The 19,240-nt window shown below is 66.6% G+C and carries 9 protein-coding genes; all 9 read right to left on the reverse strand.

All coding sequences use genetic code 11. The features are described from left to right. Nucleotides 1–244 precede the first annotated feature (244 nt). Nucleotides 245–1,675 (reverse strand): sugar porter family MFS transporter, encoded by a 1,431-nt coding sequence (locus MC380_RS05090; RefSeq protein ID WP_242103727.1) that lies wholly within the window; start codon nucleotides 1,673–1,675, stop codon nucleotides 245–247. Between the two features lie 142 nt (nucleotides 1,676–1,817). Continuing rightward, the gene (gene xylA / locus MC380_RS05095) at nucleotides 1,818–3,158 is read right to left on the reverse strand and encodes a xylose isomerase (RefSeq protein ID WP_242163386.1); all 1,341 of its coding nucleotides are present in this window, start codon (nucleotides 3,156–3,158) and stop codon (nucleotides 1,818–1,820) included. A 130-nt stretch (nucleotides 3,159–3,288) separates the two neighbouring features. Next, entirely contained in the window at nucleotides 3,289–5,655 is a 2,367-nt protein-coding gene (locus MC380_RS05100; RefSeq protein ID WP_242163388.1) for a glycoside hydrolase family 95 protein, read from the reverse strand. A 12-nt stretch (nucleotides 5,656–5,667) separates the two neighbouring features. Further along, nucleotides 5,668–8,625 (reverse strand): TIM-barrel domain-containing protein, encoded by a 2,958-nt coding sequence (locus MC380_RS05105; protein ID WP_242163389.1) that lies wholly within the window; start codon nucleotides 8,623–8,625, stop codon nucleotides 5,668–5,670. A 62-nt stretch (nucleotides 8,626–8,687) separates the two neighbouring features. After that, on the reverse strand, nucleotides 8,688–10,361 hold the full coding sequence (locus tag MC380_RS05110) for a DUF5597 domain-containing protein (RefSeq protein WP_242163391.1): 1,674 nt from the start codon (nucleotides 10,359–10,361) through the stop codon (nucleotides 8,688–8,690). Between the two features lie 44 nt (nucleotides 10,362–10,405). Then, nucleotides 10,406–12,349: a sialate O-acetylesterase gene (locus MC380_RS05115; protein WP_242163393.1), complete on the reverse strand. Its 1,944-nt coding sequence runs from the start codon at nucleotides 12,347–12,349 to the stop codon at nucleotides 10,406–10,408. Further along, entirely contained in the window at nucleotides 12,346–14,235 is a 1,890-nt protein-coding gene (locus MC380_RS05120; protein WP_242163395.1) for a glycoside hydrolase family 2 TIM barrel-domain containing protein, read from the reverse strand. Before MC380_RS05120 ends, MC380_RS05115 begins: the two co-directional genes overlap by 4 nt. Next, entirely contained in the window at nucleotides 14,219–16,444 is a 2,226-nt protein-coding gene (locus tag MC380_RS05125) for a sialidase family protein (protein ID WP_242103720.1), read from the reverse strand. Before MC380_RS05125 ends, MC380_RS05120 begins: the two co-directional genes overlap by 17 nt. Continuing rightward, complete coding sequence (locus tag MC380_RS05130) at nucleotides 16,441–19,032, reverse strand: exo 1,3/1,4-beta-D-glucan glucohydrolase (RefSeq protein WP_242163397.1); 2,592 nt, start codon at nucleotides 19,030–19,032, stop codon at nucleotides 16,441–16,443. The genes MC380_RS05125 and MC380_RS05130 overlap by 4 nt, the downstream gene beginning before the upstream one ends. Nucleotides 19,033–19,240: the final 208 nt, after the last annotated feature.

Raw genomic sequence — 19,240 nt, forward strand, 5'->3', positions numbered from 1 at the left:
TAACTGCAGAAGGTACTATAGCGGCGAATGGTCGTGACTGTTCACGACCTTACACATCAATGGCTTATACGATATGTCACTGATTCTAAAGTGTCGTTTACGCCTTCACACGGCAAGGGTCGCAGGTTCGATCCCTGCACCGCCCACCATCAATTTCAACGACTTAGGCCACCTTTTAGGTGGCCTAAGCGTTTATGCGGCGTGACTTCGCTTGCAGCGAAGTGTCGCGCAGGCCGCGAGCCTGTCAGCCTTCCATCTGCTCCAGTTCCTTGCCCTTGGTCTCGTGCACGTACTTGAGCACGAAGAACACCGAGATGACCGCGGCGATGGTGTACAGGCCGTAGGCACCGGCCAGACCGATGCTGGTCAGCAGGATCGGGAAGGTCATGGTGATCGCGAAGTTGGAAGTCCATTGCGCCGCGCCGGCGACCGCCAGACCCGAGCCGCGAATCTGGTTGGGGAACATCTCGCCCAACATCACCCACATCACCGGCCCCCACGACATGTTGAAGAACACCACGTACACATTGGCCGCCACCAAGGCGAGAACGCCCATAGAATCGGAAAGCGCCAGCTTGCCGGCCGCATCCAGGCCGGCAGTGGCGAATGCATACGTCACCAGCGCCAGTGATACCGCCATGCCTGCCGAGCCGACCCACAGCAGCGGCTTGCGTCCGATCTTGTCGATCAGCACCACCGTCACCAGGCAGGCACCGATGCTGAGCGCGCCGGACAGCACGTTGATCAGCAGCGCATCGCTTTCGGAGAAGCCCACCGCCTGCCACAGCACCGCGCCGTAGTAGAACACCACGTTGATACCGACCAGCTGCTGGAACGTCGCCAGGCCGATGCCGACCCAGACAATCTTGCGGATCTTGCCGGTCGACTTGTTGATCAGGTCGGACAGGCGCGGACGATGGTGGTCCGCCGACAGCGAGGCATCGATCTCGGCCAGCTTGGTGTTCGCCTCCGTCGCGCCGTAGAGCCGGGTCAGCACCTGCAACGCGTCCTGCTTGCGGCCTTTCACCACCAGGTAGCGCGGGCTTTCGGGGATGAACAGCAGCAGCAGCAGGAAGACCGTCGACGGAATCGCCATCATCCAGAACATCCAGCGCCATGCCGCGTATCCGAGCCACAACGCCTCGGTGGAAGCGCCCGCGGTCTTCGCCAGCAGATAGTTGCTGAGGAAGGCGCAGAACAGGCCGCTGATGATCGCGATCTGCTGCACAGTCGCCAGCCGTCCGCGATAGCGCGCGGATGCGACCTCCGCGATGTAGGCCGGCGACATGACGCTCGCGGCGCCGACGGCGAAGCCGCCCAGCACCCGCGCGGCGATGAACATCAGCGAGGTGTTCGCCATGCCGGAACCGATCGAGGACAACAGGAACAGCACCGCCGAGATGATCAGCACCGCACGCCGACCCCAGCGGTCGGCCAGGCGACCGGCGAAGAACGCACCGACCGCGCAACCCAGCAACATCGACGCCACTTCGAAGCCGGTGCCTGCCGAGCTGGACTGGAAAGTCTGCTTGAGTCCATCGACCGTGCCGTTGATCACGCCGCTGTCGAATCCAAACAGGAATCCGCCGATGGTGGCCACGCAGCTGATCAGGATGATGAGGCGGGTGTTTTCACCACCGGCTGCGGCTGCTTGCGGTAGGGAGACGCTCGTCATGAGGACACCTTGGTTGTGTTGGGGTTGCCGGACCGACGCCGGGCGTTAAAGGGGTACAGCGAACAACTTTGCGCTCGTGTTTCCCGCCCCGGCGGGAATGACAGTGCGGAAATCCCGCACATTCCGATTTCGAGCGCCTGGATCAACGGAGCAGGTACTGGTTGAACAGGTTCTCGTACACCTCCTGCCGGCCACTGCGTTGTTTCGGCTCGCCTGCCTGCGCCGCCAGGTCACGCAGGTCGGCCAGCGTACTCCTGCCGTCCTCGAAATCACGCCCGGCGCCCTGATCGAAGCTGGCATAGCGCCGCTGGCGCCAGCCCTCCATCGGCGAAGCCGTCAGCAGGGCATGCGCCACCTCCAGGCCGCGTGCGAACGCGTCCATGCCGCCGATATGCGCCAGGAACAGGTCCTGCGGATCGGTGGATTCGCGCCGCACCTTGGCATCGAAGTTCAACCCGCCCGGCTGCAGGCCACCCTGGCGCAGCACCACCAGCATCGCGGCCACGGTGTCGTACAGATCCACCGGGAACTGGTCGGTGTCCCAGCCGTTCTGCGGATTGCCGCGGTTGGCGTCGATGCTGCCGAGCAGGCCCGCATCCGAGGCCACCTGCAGATCGTGTTCGAAGGTATGCCCGGACAGCGTGGCGTGATTGGCTTCGATGTTGAGCTTGAAGTCCTGGTCCAGGCCGTGCTCGCGCAGGAACCCCACCACCGTGGCCGAGTCGAAATCGTACTGGTGCTTCATCGGCTCCATCGGCTTGGGCTCAATCAGGAACACGCCATCGAATCCGATGCTGCGGCCGTAGTCGCGAGCCATCGTCAGGAAGCGTCCCATATGCGCCAGCTCGCGCTTCATGTCGGTGTTGTGCAGGCTGGCATAGCCTTCGCGCCCGCCCCAGAACACGTAGTTCTCCCCACCCAGCTCCACGGTCGCCTCCAGCGCCGCCTTGACCTGCACCGCGGCGCGCGCGACCACGGCGAAATCGGGATTGGTGGATGCACCGTTCATGTAGCGCGGATGGCTGAACAGGTTCGCGGTGCCCCATAGCAGCTTGACGCCGGTCGCCTGCTGGCGTTCTTTCGCCAGTGCGACCATGTGCCTGAGGTTGCGCTCGTACTCGCCTACATCGCTGGCGTCCGGTGCCAGATCGATGTCATGGAAGCAGTAGTAAGGCACGCCAAGCTTGCTGAAGAATTCGAACGCAGCGTCGACCCGTGCTTCGGCGCGCCCCATGGCCGTGGCCGGCGCGTCCCATGGATATGCGCGGGTGCCCGGACCGAACGGATCGTGGCCGGCATTGCAGAAGCTGTGCCAGTAGCACACGGCGAAGCGCAGGTGCTCGGCCATGGTTTTCTCGCCGATCCGCTTGCCGGCGTCGTAATGCTTGAACGCCAGCGGGTTGTCGGAGCCGATGCCCTCGAACGGGATGCGGCCGAGGCCGGGGAAATATTCTCGGGTGCCGATGAAGAAGTCGTTGCTCATGATCCTGTTTCCGCCGTGGGATGCGCCGGGAAGCAGCGCGTTTGATTTCGAAATCGATCCATATCAGGTGTTAGCGGCATGACCGCATCGATCGGATGAGAAAGCGCCTGCCGCATCACGTACGCCAGGCTCATAGCCGAACCAGCCTGTCGCCGCGCAGGCCGAACTCAGCCGAATGTCCCGCCTGCAATGTCGTCTCCACGACCTGCTCGCCGTACACCAGGGAATAGTCGCCGCCCTTGTCGCTGGACAACCGCGCCTGCACGAGCCGTCCGTTCCGCCATTTCAGATCCATCCCGGCCGCGCCGCGCACTCGCAGCCCGCGCACTTGCCCCATCGGCCATTGCCTGGGCAACGCCGGCAGCAGGAAGATCGACCCGCCCCAGCTTTGCAGCAGCATCTCGGTAATGCCGGCGGTGCCGCCGAAGTTGCCGTCGATCTGGAACGGCGGATGCGCATCGAACAGATTCGGGTAGGTGCGGTCGGGACTCAGCAGCATCCCCAGTATTTTGTGCGCGTGTTCGCCATCGCCCAGTCTCGCCCACAGGTTCAGGCGCCAGCCGATGCCCCAGCCGGTGGCCTCGTCGCCGCGGATTTCCAGCGATTTCCTCGCCGCCGCCGCCAGCTCGGGCGTGTCGCGCACGTTGATCTGCGAACTCGGGTGCAGCGCGTACAGGTGGGAGACATGACGATGATGGATTTCCGGCGCCTCCATGTCCCAGTCCTCACGCCATTCCTGCAGCTGCCCCGCCCTGCCGATCCGGTCCGGTGGCAGCTGCGCGCGCAACGTGGTCAGGCTCTTCGCGAAGTCCGCATCGACGTCGAGGAGGCCCGCCGCTTCGATGCATTGCGCAAACAGGTCCCGCAGCAGCTGCGAATCCATCGCAGGCCCGGCGCACAGCGATGCGCCGTGCGGGTGCACGTTCTCCGGGGACATCGAAGGATTGGTGACCATCTCGCCGCTGGCAGGATCACGCACCAGGGTGGCTGCGAAGAACTCGGCCGCACCCTTGAACAGCGGGTAGATCCTGGCCAGGTAGGCGCGATCGCGGCCGTAGTCCCAGCGATCCCATAGCTGCTGCAGCAGCCAGGCACCACCCATCGGCCACAGGCCCCACTGCGCACCGTCGATCGGACTGCTCTGGCGCCACAGGTCGGTGTTGTGGTGTACGACCCAGCCTGGAGCGCCATACATATGCTTCGCGGTGCGCGCGCCGGTTTCAGCGAGATCGAACAGCATGCGCTCCAGCGGCTCGACGCATTCGTGCAGCGCATTGGCCTCGCTGGGCCAGTAGTTCATCTCGGTGTTGATGTTGATGGTGTACTTGCTTCCCCACGGCGGATCCATCAGGTCGTTCCAGACGCCCTGCAGGTTGGCCGGCTGGGTACCGGGTCGCGAGCTGCAGATCAGCAGGTAGCGGCCGTACTGGTGGTAGAGCGCGGCGAGCGCGGGATCGTTGCCGTCGGCGAACCGCTCGACGCGCTCGTCGGTCGACAGCTTCTCCGCCTCGCTATGGCCCAGGTCGATGGCCACGCGGCGGAACAGGCGCCGGTGCTCGGCCACGTGTGCGGCGCGCAGTGCGTCGAAGCCGCGCTGCTGCGCAGCCGCCAGCTGCCGGCGAGTGATCTCTTCCGGATCGGCGCCGATGTCATCGTAGCGGCGGTAACCCGTCGCGGCGGTGGCCAGCAGCACCACTTCGTCCGCCCCCTCGATCTCGATGCGCCCCCGATCCATTTTCAGCGTGCCGCCCCGGGGCAGCACGCGCACCCGCAGCGCGAACTTCAGCCTGCCCTCGACGCCGTGGGCCGATCCGTTGCGGCCACGCAGCAGCAGGGCGCCGTCTTCGACCCGCACCTCGTTCTCCTGGTCGCTGTCGAGCCCAACGCGCAGGTTGACGCCGCCAGGGCCGTCGGTGGCCACGCGCACCGCGACGCACTGATCGACCGGCGACACGAAGGCCTCCCGCGTATGCAGTGTCTTCCAGGTCCGGAACTGGGTGCGGGTGATGGCGGTATCGAGGTCGAGCTCGCGGCGGTATTCGGAGGTGTCGGGAACGTCGCGGAAATCCAGGACCAGGTCGGCCAGCGGCTGGTACGGCATCTGCTTGAGCGGGCGCGACATCAGTTTCGCATCCGCCAGCGCCTCGGCTTCCGCATACCTCCCAGCGAAGATCAGCCGGCGCACCTCCGGTAGCGCGGCCAGCGCCTCCGGATTGTTGGCGTCGTAGGGGCCGCCGGCATACAGCGTGTCCTCGTTGAGCTGCAGTCGTTCGTGTTCGATGCCACCCCAGACCATCGCGCCAAGGCGCCCATTGCCCAGCGGCAACCCTTCGACCCATCGCGTCGCCGGGCTGCGGTACCAGAGTTTGAGCGCTTCATCTCCAGCCGCAGCGGCGCCTTCCTGCGCGCGCGCGATCGCGGACGGCGCGAGGCCCGCGATCGCGACGCCCGCGCCTATCGCTTTGCACAACTCCCGCCTGGTGAGGTCGGCGCTCATCTCAGGCCGCGATCACTTGCCGGACCCGGTTGCCGGCGCCTTGCGCACGGTGACTGCCTTGCCGTCGTACTGCACGGTGGCATCGGTCGCCGGTTCCAGGGCACCCGCATCGTTGCGCGGACCGTCCACCCAACGCACATGGATCGTGCGCGTGGCCTGCATGCCGGGCCACGATCCTTCGCGCGCACCGATCGTCAGCTCGCCGCTCTTTTCGCTCCAAGCGAGCGGGATACGGCTGAACTGACCTTTTTCGTAGCCGTAGCTGCGGCCGTCGTCCTCGTACAGCGAGAACTTCCCGTCGGCGCCGGTATAGACCACAACCGTGAGCGGAGCGTTTGGCTGCTCGTCGACGTGTTGCAGCACCGGACCCGTCGGCACGATCGAACCGGCCCGCACGAACAACGGCATCCGCGCCAACGGCGCATCGGCCTGGATCGTCTGCCCGCCATCGAAGCGCTTGCCGGTGTTGAAATCGATCCACGACGTGCCCGCAGGCAGGTAAACCTCGCGGCTGGTGGCCTTGAACTTCGTCACCGGAGCGACCAGGAACGCGGGGCCGAACAGGTACTGGTCGTTGATGTCGCGCACCCTGGCATCACCCGGAAAGTCCATCGCCAGCGCACGCATGAAGGTGCCGTCGCGGTGATGCACGTCGCCGGCCAGCGTGTAGATGTACGGCAGCAGCGTGTAGCGCAGCTTGTCGTAGTAGACCAGACTGTCGTAGACCGGCGTGCCTTCCGGCGAGATGTTCCAGATCTCGCGATACGGCAACTGCCCGTGCGAGCGGAAGATCGGCGCGAACGCGCCGAACTGGAACCAGCGCAGGTTCAACTCGCGCCACTCCGGCAGATGCGCGGGATCCTGGTTCTCGTAGCGCTTCTCGACCGCGAAGCCGCCGATGTCGAAGGTCCAGTTGGCCAGGCCCGACATCGACAGGTTGACGCCGGCCGAGATCTGGTCGCGCAGGTCGTCCCAGCGCGAGACCACATCGCCGCTCCACACCGCCACCGCGTTGCGCTGGGTGCCGGCATAGCCCTTGCGCGAAAGGATGAACACGCGCTTGTCCGGATCCTTCGCCCGATCGCCCTCGTAGACGCCCTGGGTGTGCGGCAGCGGATAGGAGTTGAAGAATTCCGTCGACGGGCCCAGCGCGGTCGGCGTGGTGCGCGCCTTGCGTTCTTCGACATCGAGGTTGGAATGCAGGTCGGGCTCGTCGGCGTCCAGCCACCACGCGTCCATGCCGATCGCGTTGAGCTTCTCGTCGATCTGGCGCCAGTAGATGTCGCGTGCCTGCTTGGCGTAAGGATCGTAGAACGACGAGGTGTAGCCGGGGCCGATCCAGTCCTTCTCGCCGACTTCGATGTTGCGCTTGTACATGTAGCCCTTGCTGTCGAGCTCCTTGAAGTTGGCGGTGCTGGGATAGAACTTCGGCCACACCGAGATCATGATCTGCGCATTGTTGGCGTGGACATGGTCGACCATGCCCTTCGCGTCCGGGAAACGCGCCTTGTCGAAATCGTGCGAGCCCCAGGCGTCCTCCGGCCAGTACGACCAGTCCATCACGATGTTGTCGATGGGCAGCTTGCGCTTGCGGTATTCGTCCAGCGCGCCGGTGAGTTCGTCCTGGGTCTTGTAGCGTTCGCGGCTCTGCCAGAAGCCATAGGCCCACTTCGGCAGCAGCACCGACTTGCCGGTGAGCTGGCGATAGCCGGCGACCGCCGCGTCGAGGGAGTCACCGGCGACGAAGTAGTAGTCGATCATCTGCCCGGCTTCGGACCACAGCGACAGGTCCTTCGCTTCGGCCGACGGCAGCGGGTCGCGGTGCAGCAGGGCGATGTAGCTGGGATCGATCAGGTCCCATTCGATCTTCAGCTTGTGGCGCTGGCCGGGCTTCATCTCCAGTGCGAACTCGTGGTGCCACGGGTTCCAGTTCTGGCGCCAGCGGTCGATCACCAGCTTGCCGTCGACCCACAGTTTCGCGTACTCGCTGGAATACAGCGAGAACGTATGCCGCCCTGGCGTCTGCGCCTCGATCTCGCCTTCCCAGGTCGCCTGCAGACGCGGCGGCGCCTGCCCCTGCTCAGCCGTCGCCTTCGCTTCGGCCGGCCACTGCTTGAGGTCCTTGATGTACTGGTAGTTGATCTCCGATTCGCGCCGCTCGACCTTCTGCACGCCGCCCACCGAGTAGCGCGCAGTCAATGCGCCCTCCTTGCCGTTGGCGTCGTACAACGTCAGCGACTGCGGCAACGGTTGCAGGCCGCGCGGATCGCCCATGCGCGTGATCGAATTGTTGTCCCACAGCAGGCCGTAGTTACGGCTCGATACCAGGAACGGCACCGCCATGTCGATGTTGTTTTGCTGCAGTTCGACGTCGCGGCCCTTCTGGTTCATCCAGCCCTGCTGGTGCTGGCCGAAGCCGTAGATCGCCTCGTCGTCCGGCGACTCGAAGCGCTGGCGCACGCTGAGGTAGTCCTTGCCTTCGACCTTCAGCGGCGTGAACGTACGGCCACCGGGCACTTCCGACAGGATCGGCTTGCCGTTCTGGTCGAGAAAGCTGACACGGCCGGTGTCCTGCGCCACCTCCGCGGTCACGCGCGCGGTCGCCAGGCGCACCTTGCCGTCGCTGCTGGTGACCTCGAACGAAGGCGGCGCCCCTTCGTCCTTCACCCGCATCAGGCTCTCGGAGCGCGCGAAGTCGCCATCGGGATCGGCGCTGACCCGGATGATGCCGTCGTTCACCACCTGCAGCCGAACGTCGGCGGCGCCTTCGGCAGTCGGATGCACGACGATGCCACGGTCGGTCTTCTCGTAACCCTGCGACGCGGCGGCTTGCGATGCCGGCGAGTCCTCCGCCGCTGCGCATGCCGACAGCAGTGCGGCCATCAGCAATGGCGCCCAGCGCCGGATGGTCGGAACCGCAAGCGGCTGCGGCCGCGACGGTGCTGGGAGCGAACGCGGTGTATGGATCATGCCGATAAGCCTCTGTGAGACAGGAGTGGGATGACTCGCAAACGGTGGGAGATTCGGGGGCTTCATGGCCCACCTGTGCTGTCGTAGGTCGCCAGCTTCACCCGCAGCAACTGCACGGCGCTGGAGAAGTTGAGTCCGTAATCGGTCTGGTCGCCGTTCCACACGCGCATGAATTCCCATGCGCCGCGTTGGTCGTACGTGCCTTCTTCGACGCGGTCGTAGATCATGTGCACGTCATCGTCAGCCGGATGGATCGACACCCGTGCGTGGTAGCCGGTGACGAGGAACTCGTCCGGCGCCAGTTCGACGATCAGGGCCGCGCCGGTCGGCTCCGGGTTGCCCGGCGGCGGCCCCTGGAACCAGAACTGGGGCACGCCGTAGGTGATGGTCGCGTTCCAGCGCTCGTTCAACGTCAGCTGCTGCTCGGGTTCGCCCGCGCGCTCTGCCGTGCCGTGCACCTTGCCGGCAAAACTCTGCTTCGCGATCAGGCGCGCCGCCGGCTTGACCAGCTTGTAGTTCAGCGCGAACGGCGCCAGCGTTTCGGCGTCCATGCGCCTGGCGCCCAGCGGCCAGTTGGAATATCTGGTGAAGTCGATCCCGAACGGCGACCAGCCGATCGCCTGCTGCCCGAGCGCGGCGAAGAAATAGCGGGCGAACGGTGTGTCGTTGCCGGTTTCCGAGACGAACAGCGCATTGTCCGGGCGCGAATAGCGGTCGAGCACGGTGGTGTGTTTCTCGTACTCGCGCATGTAGATGTCCGGCGTCAGCAGGTCGATGTTGGGCGCCGCCAGCTTGTAGATGTCGAGTACGTTGTCGGTTGGCCCGCCGCTCTCGTACTGGCCCGGCAGGCCGGGCGTGAACGGGTCGCGCAGCGCAGCGTTGACGTACATCGGCAGCGGATATTCGGCCTTGCCGGCCGCGGCGACCTGGTCGATGTAGTGGGCGACGTGCCAGGCGTGGAAGTATTCATCGGCATCGGTGCCGAACACTTCCCGCCATGTGCCCGGCTGTTTCTTCAGCCCTTTGACCAGCACCTCCGGCACCGCGGCGTCGAACACCTGCTGCGCCAGCGGCGAGAAGTCGCGCGGCGAACCATAGGTACCCGGTTCGTTCTGCGGCTGCACCATGATCACCGTACGCTGCGGATCGGCCTGTTTCAGATGCCGCATCAACTGCACGAACGCCTTCCTGTCCGCTTCCAGCGTGGCCCCGGCATGCGGCGACAGCGAGTTGAGGGTTTTGCCCTCGGCGGTGATCACGCGCGGGAAGCGCTTGTTGTCCAGCTTGACCCAGGCCGGCGCGTAGTTGGGGCCGTTGTTCTTCCAGGTCGCGAACCAGAGCAGCACCAGGCGCTTGTCGCGCTCGCGCGCCTGCGCCAGCAGGGTGTCGAGGAAGGAGAAATCGAACGTGCCTTCCTTCGGCTCGATCTGCTCCCAGGCGATCGGCACCATCACCGTGTTGGGATCGAGGATCTCGATCGCAGGCCACACCTGCGGCAGCACTGCCGGATAGTTGCTGGAGTTGTTGACCTGCGCGCCGAGGATCAGGAAGGGCTCGCCGTCGACCAGCAATGCGTGGCGGCCATGCTCGGTGACCAGCTTGGGAATCGGCGCCTCGGCCTTCCTGGCCGCTGCAGCGGCGGTGGGGGTTTCGGCCGCATCGGCGCCATTGTGCGTGGCGGACGGCGGGCTGCAGGCGGCGAGAACGAACACCGCGGCCAGCGCGATGTGCCTCAAAAGCGCATGCGCTCCTACACACCTGTTCATCATGCAATTCCCGGTCACTGCCAGTCGTCCGTCCGGAACGGCGAAGCCGGCAGCCCTTCGCGATTGGCCAGATCCGCGTCTTCCGGATTGTCACGCCACGCATAGCGTACGGCCTTCGGCTGCGCGACGGCCTCGCTACTCACCACGACGCCATCGCCTTCGATCGTAGCCTGTGCCGGATGGAAGCTGCGATCGTCGCCGGCGACCTCGAAGCCTTGCACGGACTGCCCGCCGCCGCGCACTGCCAGCGTGCTGCCCTGCGTGTCGAATGCGATGCGCGCGTTGCGGCCGTCGAAGTGCACGGCGCGATACACCGGCCCGGAATACACCAGCGACTCGCCATAGGCGACATGGCGCGCCGCCAAGGCCATGCGCCGGCCGACTTCCTGCTTGTTGCGCGGGTGGATGTCGTCGGGATCGCCGATGTCGATCGTCACGACCTGGGCGGTCCCCGGCAGTCCGAGCGTCGCCGACTGCGACTCGCGCAGAACCGACCACGGGCTCTCGCTCGCGGTGTCCGCGCCTGAACGGAAGCTGGCCAGCTGCACCCACAGGAACGGCAGATCCGGCTGCGCCCAGTCGGCGCGCCAGCCGCGGATCAGGGATGCGAACTGATCGCGATAGCGATGCGCCTCGGCAACGGTGTTGGCGTTGGCTTCGCCCTGGTACCACAGGAATCCGCCCAGCGGATAGGGCTGCAGCGGGTGGATCATGCGGTTGAACAACAGGGTCTCGATCTGGTTCTTGTCATCGTCCACGACGACGGTGACCGCCGCCGGACGGAACTTCCATTGCCCGGGCAGCGCGCGCCGCGAGCCGCCCAGCGGTTGCACGTAGGGCAGATCGCTTTCGGCGTGGCGGTCGGAATCGCTGTGGGTGTCGTGGATGCCACCACCGCCGCCGGTGTCGGTCACCCGCACGGCGATGTGGTTGGTCCCGGCGCGCAGCACTTCGGGGCCGACCCGGTATTCGCGTGGCGCATCCCATCGATTGCTCAGCCCGCCGACGCGAATCCCGTTGACCCAGGTGTCGTCGCTATCGTCGATCATCCCCAGGCCGAGCGTGACCCCTTTCGCCGCCTCCGCGGCGCTCAGCTCGAAGCTGGTCCGGTACCAGGCCACGCCATCCATCTTGTAGCCCGCGGCCTCCCACAGGCCTGGCACGGGAATCGTGTCCCAGTCGCCGTCGTCCAGATCGACATCCTTCCACGAGGCATCGTCCGGGTTCGCCGGCCAGCGTGCCAGGCGCGCACGCGCCTCCGCCAGGGCGCGATCTTCGGCGGCGCGTACCTCATGCATCTTTGCCGCCATCGCCGCGGGCTCCACGCCCAACGATTCCGCATCCATCCACGCCTCGATGCGGCTGCCGCCCCAGGTGCTGTCGATGATGCCGATCGGCACGTCGCGGTCGCGGGCGCGCAGCTCGCGCGCAAAGGAATAGGCGACCGCAGAGAATTCGGCGACGGTCTGCGGCGAAGCGGTCCGCCACTCGCCGCCGGCGAGGCGCGCCTCGGGTTCGCCGGACCAGGATTTGGGTACCTTGAAATGGCGGATGCCGGCGTCGTGCGCGTCGGCGATCAACTGCTCGGCGCCCTGTGCCTGCGCCACCGGCCATTCCATGTTCGACTGACCCGACGCCAGCCATACGTCGCCGATCAGTACGTCGCGCACGGTGACGACCTCGTCTTTGCCCTCGCGAACCGTCAGCACGTAAGGTCCGCCCGCCGCGTGTGCAGGCAGCTCGATGCGCCATGCGCCATCGCCTCCGGCCACCGTCGTGGCCTGGGCACCGTCGAACCCGACTTCGATCCTGGCACCCGGTGTCGCCCAACCCCATACCGGCAGCGGCCGGTCGCGTTGCACCACCGCGCCGTCGGTAAACAGCAGCGGCAGGTTGATCTCGGCGTGTGCCGGCGAGATCGCAAGCAGCACCCCGAGCAGGGCGAAATGGCGTTTCAAGGTTCGAGCTCCCTGTGGTCGTCACGGATGTAGTGGTCCCGTATCACCGACCAGGCCAGCTTGCGCTCGCCGCGTTCGGACAGCAGCCCCTTGCGGTTGTAGCCGGCCTGGAACGGATGCATGCGCACCGGCGAGCGGAAATCCATCATCACCCAGGGCGCGGTGCCGCGCAGGAACGGGATCCGCGCCAGCATGCGCAGCTGCTTGCGATAGAACTCGGCCTGGAACTCCTCGTTCCAGGCGCTGGCGATGTCGTCGGCGCCGTGGCGGCCATGGCGCGCCTCGGCGCCGAATTCGCTGACGATCAACGGCTTGCCGAACGGCGTCCACGTCACCTGTTCGGGCTCGGCCGGCCACGGCACGTACCAGCCGAAATATTCATTGATGCCGACCACGTCCAGCGCGGCGACCAGCGGGTCGCTCACGGTTACCTTGCCGCCATCGATTCCGGGCGCGTAGAGCGCCGCCGCGACCAGCCGCGTCGGATCGAGTTCGCGCGAGCGTCGCGCCAGTGCCGCCAGCGCGGCATTGCGCTCCGGACCGGGGCTGGTTTCGTTGGCGACGCCCCAGAACGCGACACCCGCGCGGTTGCGATCGCGGGCGATCATTTCGCTCAGCATCGCATCGAGCCTGGCCTGCATGCCGGCATCGGCGAAGTCGATGCCCTGGTAGACCGGGATCTCCTGCCACAGCAGCAGGCCCATGCGGTCGGCCATGCGCACCAGGTGCTCGTTGTGCGGGTAATGCGCCAGGCGCACGAAGTTGGCGCCAAGGTCGCGGGCGTGCTGCAGCAGGCGGCGCGCATCTTCCGGCGAATGCGCGCGGCGACCGTCGATTTCTTCGTGGACATTGACCCCGCGCAGGAACAGGGGCTTGCCGTTGAGCAGGATCTCGTCGCCACGCACGGCGAGGCTGCGGAAGCCGATGTCCTCCTCCAGCGCATCGTCCGGGGTGGAGACCTGCACCCTGTAGAGCCTGGGCTGCGCCGGCGACCACAGCGCGAACGGCGCCTCGAAACGCACCGGTGCGTAACCGTCGGCACCGGCCTGCACCTGCACGTCGACATCCAGCTCGGGAATGCGCACGCGCACGGATTGTTGCGGCGCGCTGCCGGCCAGTTTCACCCAACCCTCGACGCGCCGCTGCGAGCCCGGCGCGAGCTGGATGAAGTAGTCCTGGATGTAGGTGGCCGGCGTTTCCACCAGATCCACGTCGCGGGTCAGGCCGCCGTAGTTGAACCAGTCGAAGCCCAGTGCCGGGATGCCGTCCTTGCGGCGTGCGTTGTTGACGTGCACCAACAGGCGGTTCTCGCCCTGCTTCACCCGCCCCGTCAGTTCGAACTGGAACGGCGTGAAGCCGCCTTCGTGGCTGCCGAGTTTCTCTCCGTTGAGGAACACATCGGTGCGGTAGTTCGCGCCACCGAAATGCACGAACACGCGCCGCCCGGCGCGACGCGCGTCGGCGAGGTCGTAGTCGAACGTCTTGCGATACCAGACCGAACCTTCCAGATACAGCAGCTCGGGCCGTTGGGTGTTGAAATCGCCCGGCACCTGCAGCGTGTTGGCATCGTCGAAGCCGTACTCGATGAACTCGGTGTTGCCGCTGGCGGTACGGTCCTTCCACACCGCCTTCCACTGGCCGATGCCATCGGCGTACGGGTCGACCAGCGCCTGCCAGGTGCCGTTGAGGCTGCGCCGCTGGCGCGCCGGCAGGTTGGCCAGCGGCACGGATCCGGCTTCGGCGTCATCCACAGCCGGAGCTACGTTCGCATTGGCCTGCGGACGTGGCGCGTAGCCCTGCGCGTCCGCCAGCAACGGCAGGCCCGCCAGCAACGCGGCCATCAGCCAGCGTGACGCGCCGATTCGCATGTCAACGCGGATCGCCATACACGATCCCCCGTCCATGCGTTCCCAGGTACACACGGCCGTACACGCGCGGATCGCCGACGACGAGGCGGACCTCGCCGTAGCGATGCGCATCGTCGTCGATGCGGGTCCAGTGGCGGCCCTCGTCGCCGGAGCGGTACAGCCCGACCTTGCCGTCGAGCTGGCCGTAGACGAACAGCGTCGGCGTGCCGTCCTCTTGTTCCGGCTTGCCCAGGCCCAGTGCCAGCGCGTTCTCCACGCCCGGCAGCCGTTCCAGCCCTTTCGCGCCCAACCGCAGCAGTCCGCGCGATGAAGCAGCGATGTACACCAGGCCGCTGTGGCCGGGTGCGGCACGCAGCTGTACGCGGACTCGCTCGCCGATCGCGCCGACGGGGCGTTCGGCCGATTCGAATTCCAAGCCGCCGTTGCGGCTGACGTAGAGCCTGCCATCGGCTGGATCGAAGCCGTACAAACGCTCCGGGTCGACCCGATCGGCTTCGACCACGGCAGTCGGTGGCAGGCCAAGGACACGGCGCCAATGCGCGCCGAAATCGTCGCTCAGCCAGTGTCCGGCTCTGCGCGGCTGCCAAAGCACCCGTTTGCCATCGGCGGTGATGGCGACCTGTCCGGCGCCCTCGCCTTCCGGCGGTTCGCCCGCCAGCTCACGCCAGCTGCGGCCGCCGTCGCGCGAATACGCCGCATGCACCACGTTGCCCGGATCGTCGTGAAAATGGCCGCTGCGCACGATCAGTTCCGGTGCCTGACCGGCGTTGGCCATGCTCTCGGTGTTGCTGTAGCGCGGCGGCCTGGCGAACTGCACAGTGGTCCGGTCTAGCCTGTCGTGCACGAAGCCGTCGATATCGCCCAGGCCGCTGATCAGCGGCGCGCCCTGCGGTGGGCTGAGCAACGCCAGCGGTACGGTTTCTTCCAGGCCTTCGTTCTCGAAGCGCCACTGCACGCGAGCGCCACGCTCGAATGCGCTGAGGTTACGCGATGCCCAGACCCCGTAGCCGGTGACGAACAGCGCGCGATCGCTGTCGAACGGATCGATCTCGACATCGGCCATCCAGTGCGGCGTCGCCTGCGCCGTCCACGGCGAGGCGCCATGATCGAAATCGGAATGTTCAAACAGCGGTTTCCAGCTCCTGCCGCCGTCGATGCTGCGGAAGATTTCGTCGCGCGGGCCATAGCGGGTGAATGTGCTGGCGATCAGCGCCTGCGGGTTGCGCGGATCCACCGCGACCGCGCCCCAGCCGAAGCCGTCGCCCTCGCTGTCGATCGTCTGCGGCGCCGGTGTGATCTCGGTCCAGCGTTGCTGCGCGGGCTCGTATTTCCACACCGCACCGTCCTGCATCCGGTCCGGGCCGGGCTCGTCGCCGTAGCTGAGGTAGTAGCTGCCGTCGCTGGAGCGCACCATGTGGTTCGGGCGCAAACCGGTCGGCTGGCCGGCCACCGGCGACCAGGTCGTGCCGGCATCCTCGGAGACGTACAGACTGATCTCGCGCGTGGATACGCCGGCGTAGATGCGCTGGCTCGGAGTGCCGGCTTCAACGCGTTCCGATGCCGCGCTTTGCGGATCGAACACGACGAAGACGATGCCGATGGCCTGGGTGCGACGGTTGTTCGAAGCACTCGCCGACGGCGAGGTCGCGATCGCCGGAAAGCCATCCACCCGCTGCCAACGCACGCCGCGATCTTCGCTGCGCCACAGCCCGTGGGTGCGCGAACCCAGCAACAGCACCCGGCCATCCTTGGGATCGACCGCGAGCCGTTCGCCGTTGCCCCGGCCCATTTCGTTGCCGCCGAGCTTGAACGGCAGATTGGTGCGCTCGAAGCTGCGGCCGCGGTCGGAGGAACGCAGGATCGCGGCATTGCCGGCGCGTTCGTGGGTATAGGTGCCGGCGGCAAGGTACACGCGCTCGGGATCGGACGGATCGACGGCGAGGCCGTCGATGCCCATCAGGTTGACGTCTTCAAGGCCGAGGCCATCGGTCAGCGCGACCCATCGCCGCGACGCCGCATCCCAGCGGTAGGCGCCGCCGATGTCGGTGCGTGCATAAAGCAGGCCCGGCTCGCGCGGATGGAACACCAGCCCGCTGACGAAACCCCCGCCGCCGATGGGAACATGGTTCCAGGTATACGGCGTTGCCTGTTCGGCGGCGTGCAGCCGGGTCGCGACGCCTGCAATAGCGATCAGAATGGCAAGTGCGGTTGCCCGGAATCCCTTCACTGCCCCGGGCACACCGCGTCGGTCGGATCCGCGACCAGGCGTACCTCCGCGAACGACAGATCCAGCGCCGCAGCCGTGCCCAGCACGAAGGGTTCGTCGACGCGGGCCATGTCGGTCCCCGCCTTGCGGAAGCAGGTCAGCCTGATCTTCGCGGTGCGCCACTGTCCCACCGGCGCGGCCTTCAGCAGCGCCGTGACGTCGACCGTGCCGCGACAGGGCGCATCGTCCGCACCAGCGCAGCCCATCGCCATGGTGACCGGACCCTTGGGCGCCGCATCGACGCGATATTGGACCTGCAGCACCATGTCGGCATTGGCCTGGCGCTGCAGATCCAGCGGCCCGGCATCGGCGCTGCCGATGATCGCCGCTTCGGCCTCGCCGCTGCCGTTCCAGCGCAGCCGGCGCCCGCCTTCCTGCAGGCCGTTGGCATCGACCGCCTCGAGCGACAGCGCGCCGCTGGCGGAGGCCGTGCGGTTGCCTTCGACGACCGTCGCCTTTCCGTCCTCGCGCAGTGCCAGCCGCCATGGCGGTGGTGTGCGGCCGCGGCGGTAGTAGTTGCCCGCGTTGGTGGTCGCTGCATTGACGCCGGATACTTCGGGCAGAACCGGTAGCGTGGTGGTGGACCCGTAATCCAGACCATGGCCCAGGGCGAACAGGGGCTCGTAGTCAGGCTGGCCCTTGTTCAACTCAAGCTGCGCCGCAGTGCGTGGCCAGGAGAACGACAATCTGCCGTGGAAGTCGTGCCGCGGCTTGCCGTCGGCGCCGGCGACGAGCACGTCGGCGATGCCGCCGCCTTCCGTGCCCGGCAGCCACGCGGCGACGAAGGCATCGGACGCATTGAGTTCGGGATTCACCCACAGCGGCCGCCCCGACAGGAAGACGGACACCACCGGAATGCCCTGCGCCTTCAGCTTCCTCAGCAAGGCCAGGTCCTGCTTTTCGCCGGGCTGGAATTCGAGTGTCTGCAGGTCGCCGGCCATCTCCGCGTACGGGGTTTCGCCATAGACAACGATGGCCACGTCGGGGCGCTGCTTGAACGTCCCGTCGATGCCGAGCTCGGCCTGTCCGCCGGCGGCGGCCAACGCTTCGCGCAGGCCCTCGAAGATGGTCTGCGCATTGGGGAAATCGCTGCGCTGGTTGCCCGTCCCTTGCCAGGACAGCGTCCAGCCACCGCTCTGCTGGCCGATGTCGTCGGCACCGGAGCCGGCCACCAGCACCTTCGCCGATGGCTTGATCGGCAGCACGCCGCCGTTGTTCTTCAGCAACACCAGCGACTTACGCACTGCTTCCCGCGCTACTGCGCGATGCTCCGGCGCACCGATCACCCCGGCCTTGCCTTCCCACGGGCGCGCGGAATCGAACAGTCCAAGGCGATGCTTGACCCGCAGGATCCTGCGCACCGCATCGTCGATGCGCGCCATCGGCACCTCGCCCGAGCGTGCCTGCGCCAGCAGGCTTTCGTACACGCCCTTCCAGCTGTCCGGCGCCATCGCCATGTCCAGCCCGGCATTGAATGTCGCCGCGCAGTTCTCGTTGCTGCAGCCGGGAATCTGGCCATGCCCGTTCCAGTCGCCGACAACGAAACCGTCGAAGCCCATGCGCCCCTTGAGCACATCGGTCAGCAGGCTCTTGTTGCCGTGCATCTTCACGCCCTGCCAGCTCGAGAACGACGCCATCACGGTCATCGCGCCGGCTTCGATCGCGGCCGGATACCCGGCGGCGTGGATCCGGATCAGTTCGGCCTCGCTGGACAGGTTGTCGCCCTGGTCCATGCCGTCCTTCGTGCCGCCATCGCCGAGGAAATGCTTGGGCGAAGACGCGACGTGGCCCTGCTGCAGCGGCAGCGATGCGCCGGGTTCGCCCTGCAGGCCGCGCACCATCGGGCCGGCATAGCGACGGACCAGGTCGGGATCCTCGGAATAGCCTTCGTAGGCACGGCCCCAGCCATCGTTCTGCGGCACGGCGAGCGTGGGTCCGAACGCCCAGTCGAATCCGGCGGCTGCGGTTTCGGCGGCGGTGGCCGCGCCGATGCGCTGGATCAGGCCGGGATCGTTGGCGGCACCCAGCCCGATGTTGTGCGGAAAGATCACCGCGCCGATCACGTTGTTGTTGCCGTGCACCGCGTCGATGCCGAACATCACCGGGATCGGCACGTGGCCTTCGCGCTGTTCGAGCGAGACGGCGCGGTAGGCGCGCGCGGTTTCCACCCACGGCCCTGCCGGCGAACGGTCGGGCGCTCCCAGCGGCGGCGAGCTGCCGCCAGCCAGGATCGACCCGAGCGGGTACTTCCTCAGATCCTCCGGCCGCACGCTGGACGTATCGCCCTGCACCATCTGGCCGACCTTTTCCTCCAGGCTCATCTTCGCCAGCAGCTGCTCGACGAACGCTTCGGTTTCCGCATTCTTCAAACCATGGCTCGCCGCCTTGGGCCACAGTGCCGGATCGGCAATGCCTGCCGCCGCTGCTTTTGGCGCTGCCGCTTCATCCTGCGTAGTCGCGGGCTGCCGTTCGCAGCCGCCCAGCAGCGGGGTCACCACGAACAATGCCGCAGCGAGCAGGGCGATGGATCGGTTCGGGAGTGCGGACATCGGGGGATTCGTCGGCTTCATGCAGTCACTGGGTCCTTGCCAACAACAAAATCCCGCCCGTGAAGCGAGACGTCAGTTGCCAGTTGGTGGTCTTATGTCAATTTTGTCGTTTCAGGAAAGATCGCGTCTCGCGCCGCTTCTACAGTCGATCCCGAGGCGCTCGTGCAATCAGGCGCTTCTCGCCATCTCGCGTGCCACGCCAGGCCGG

The organism is Lysobacter sp. M15, assembly GCF_022662515.1.
Classification (GTDB): domain Bacteria; phylum Pseudomonadota; class Gammaproteobacteria; order Xanthomonadales; family Xanthomonadaceae; genus JAKPBU01.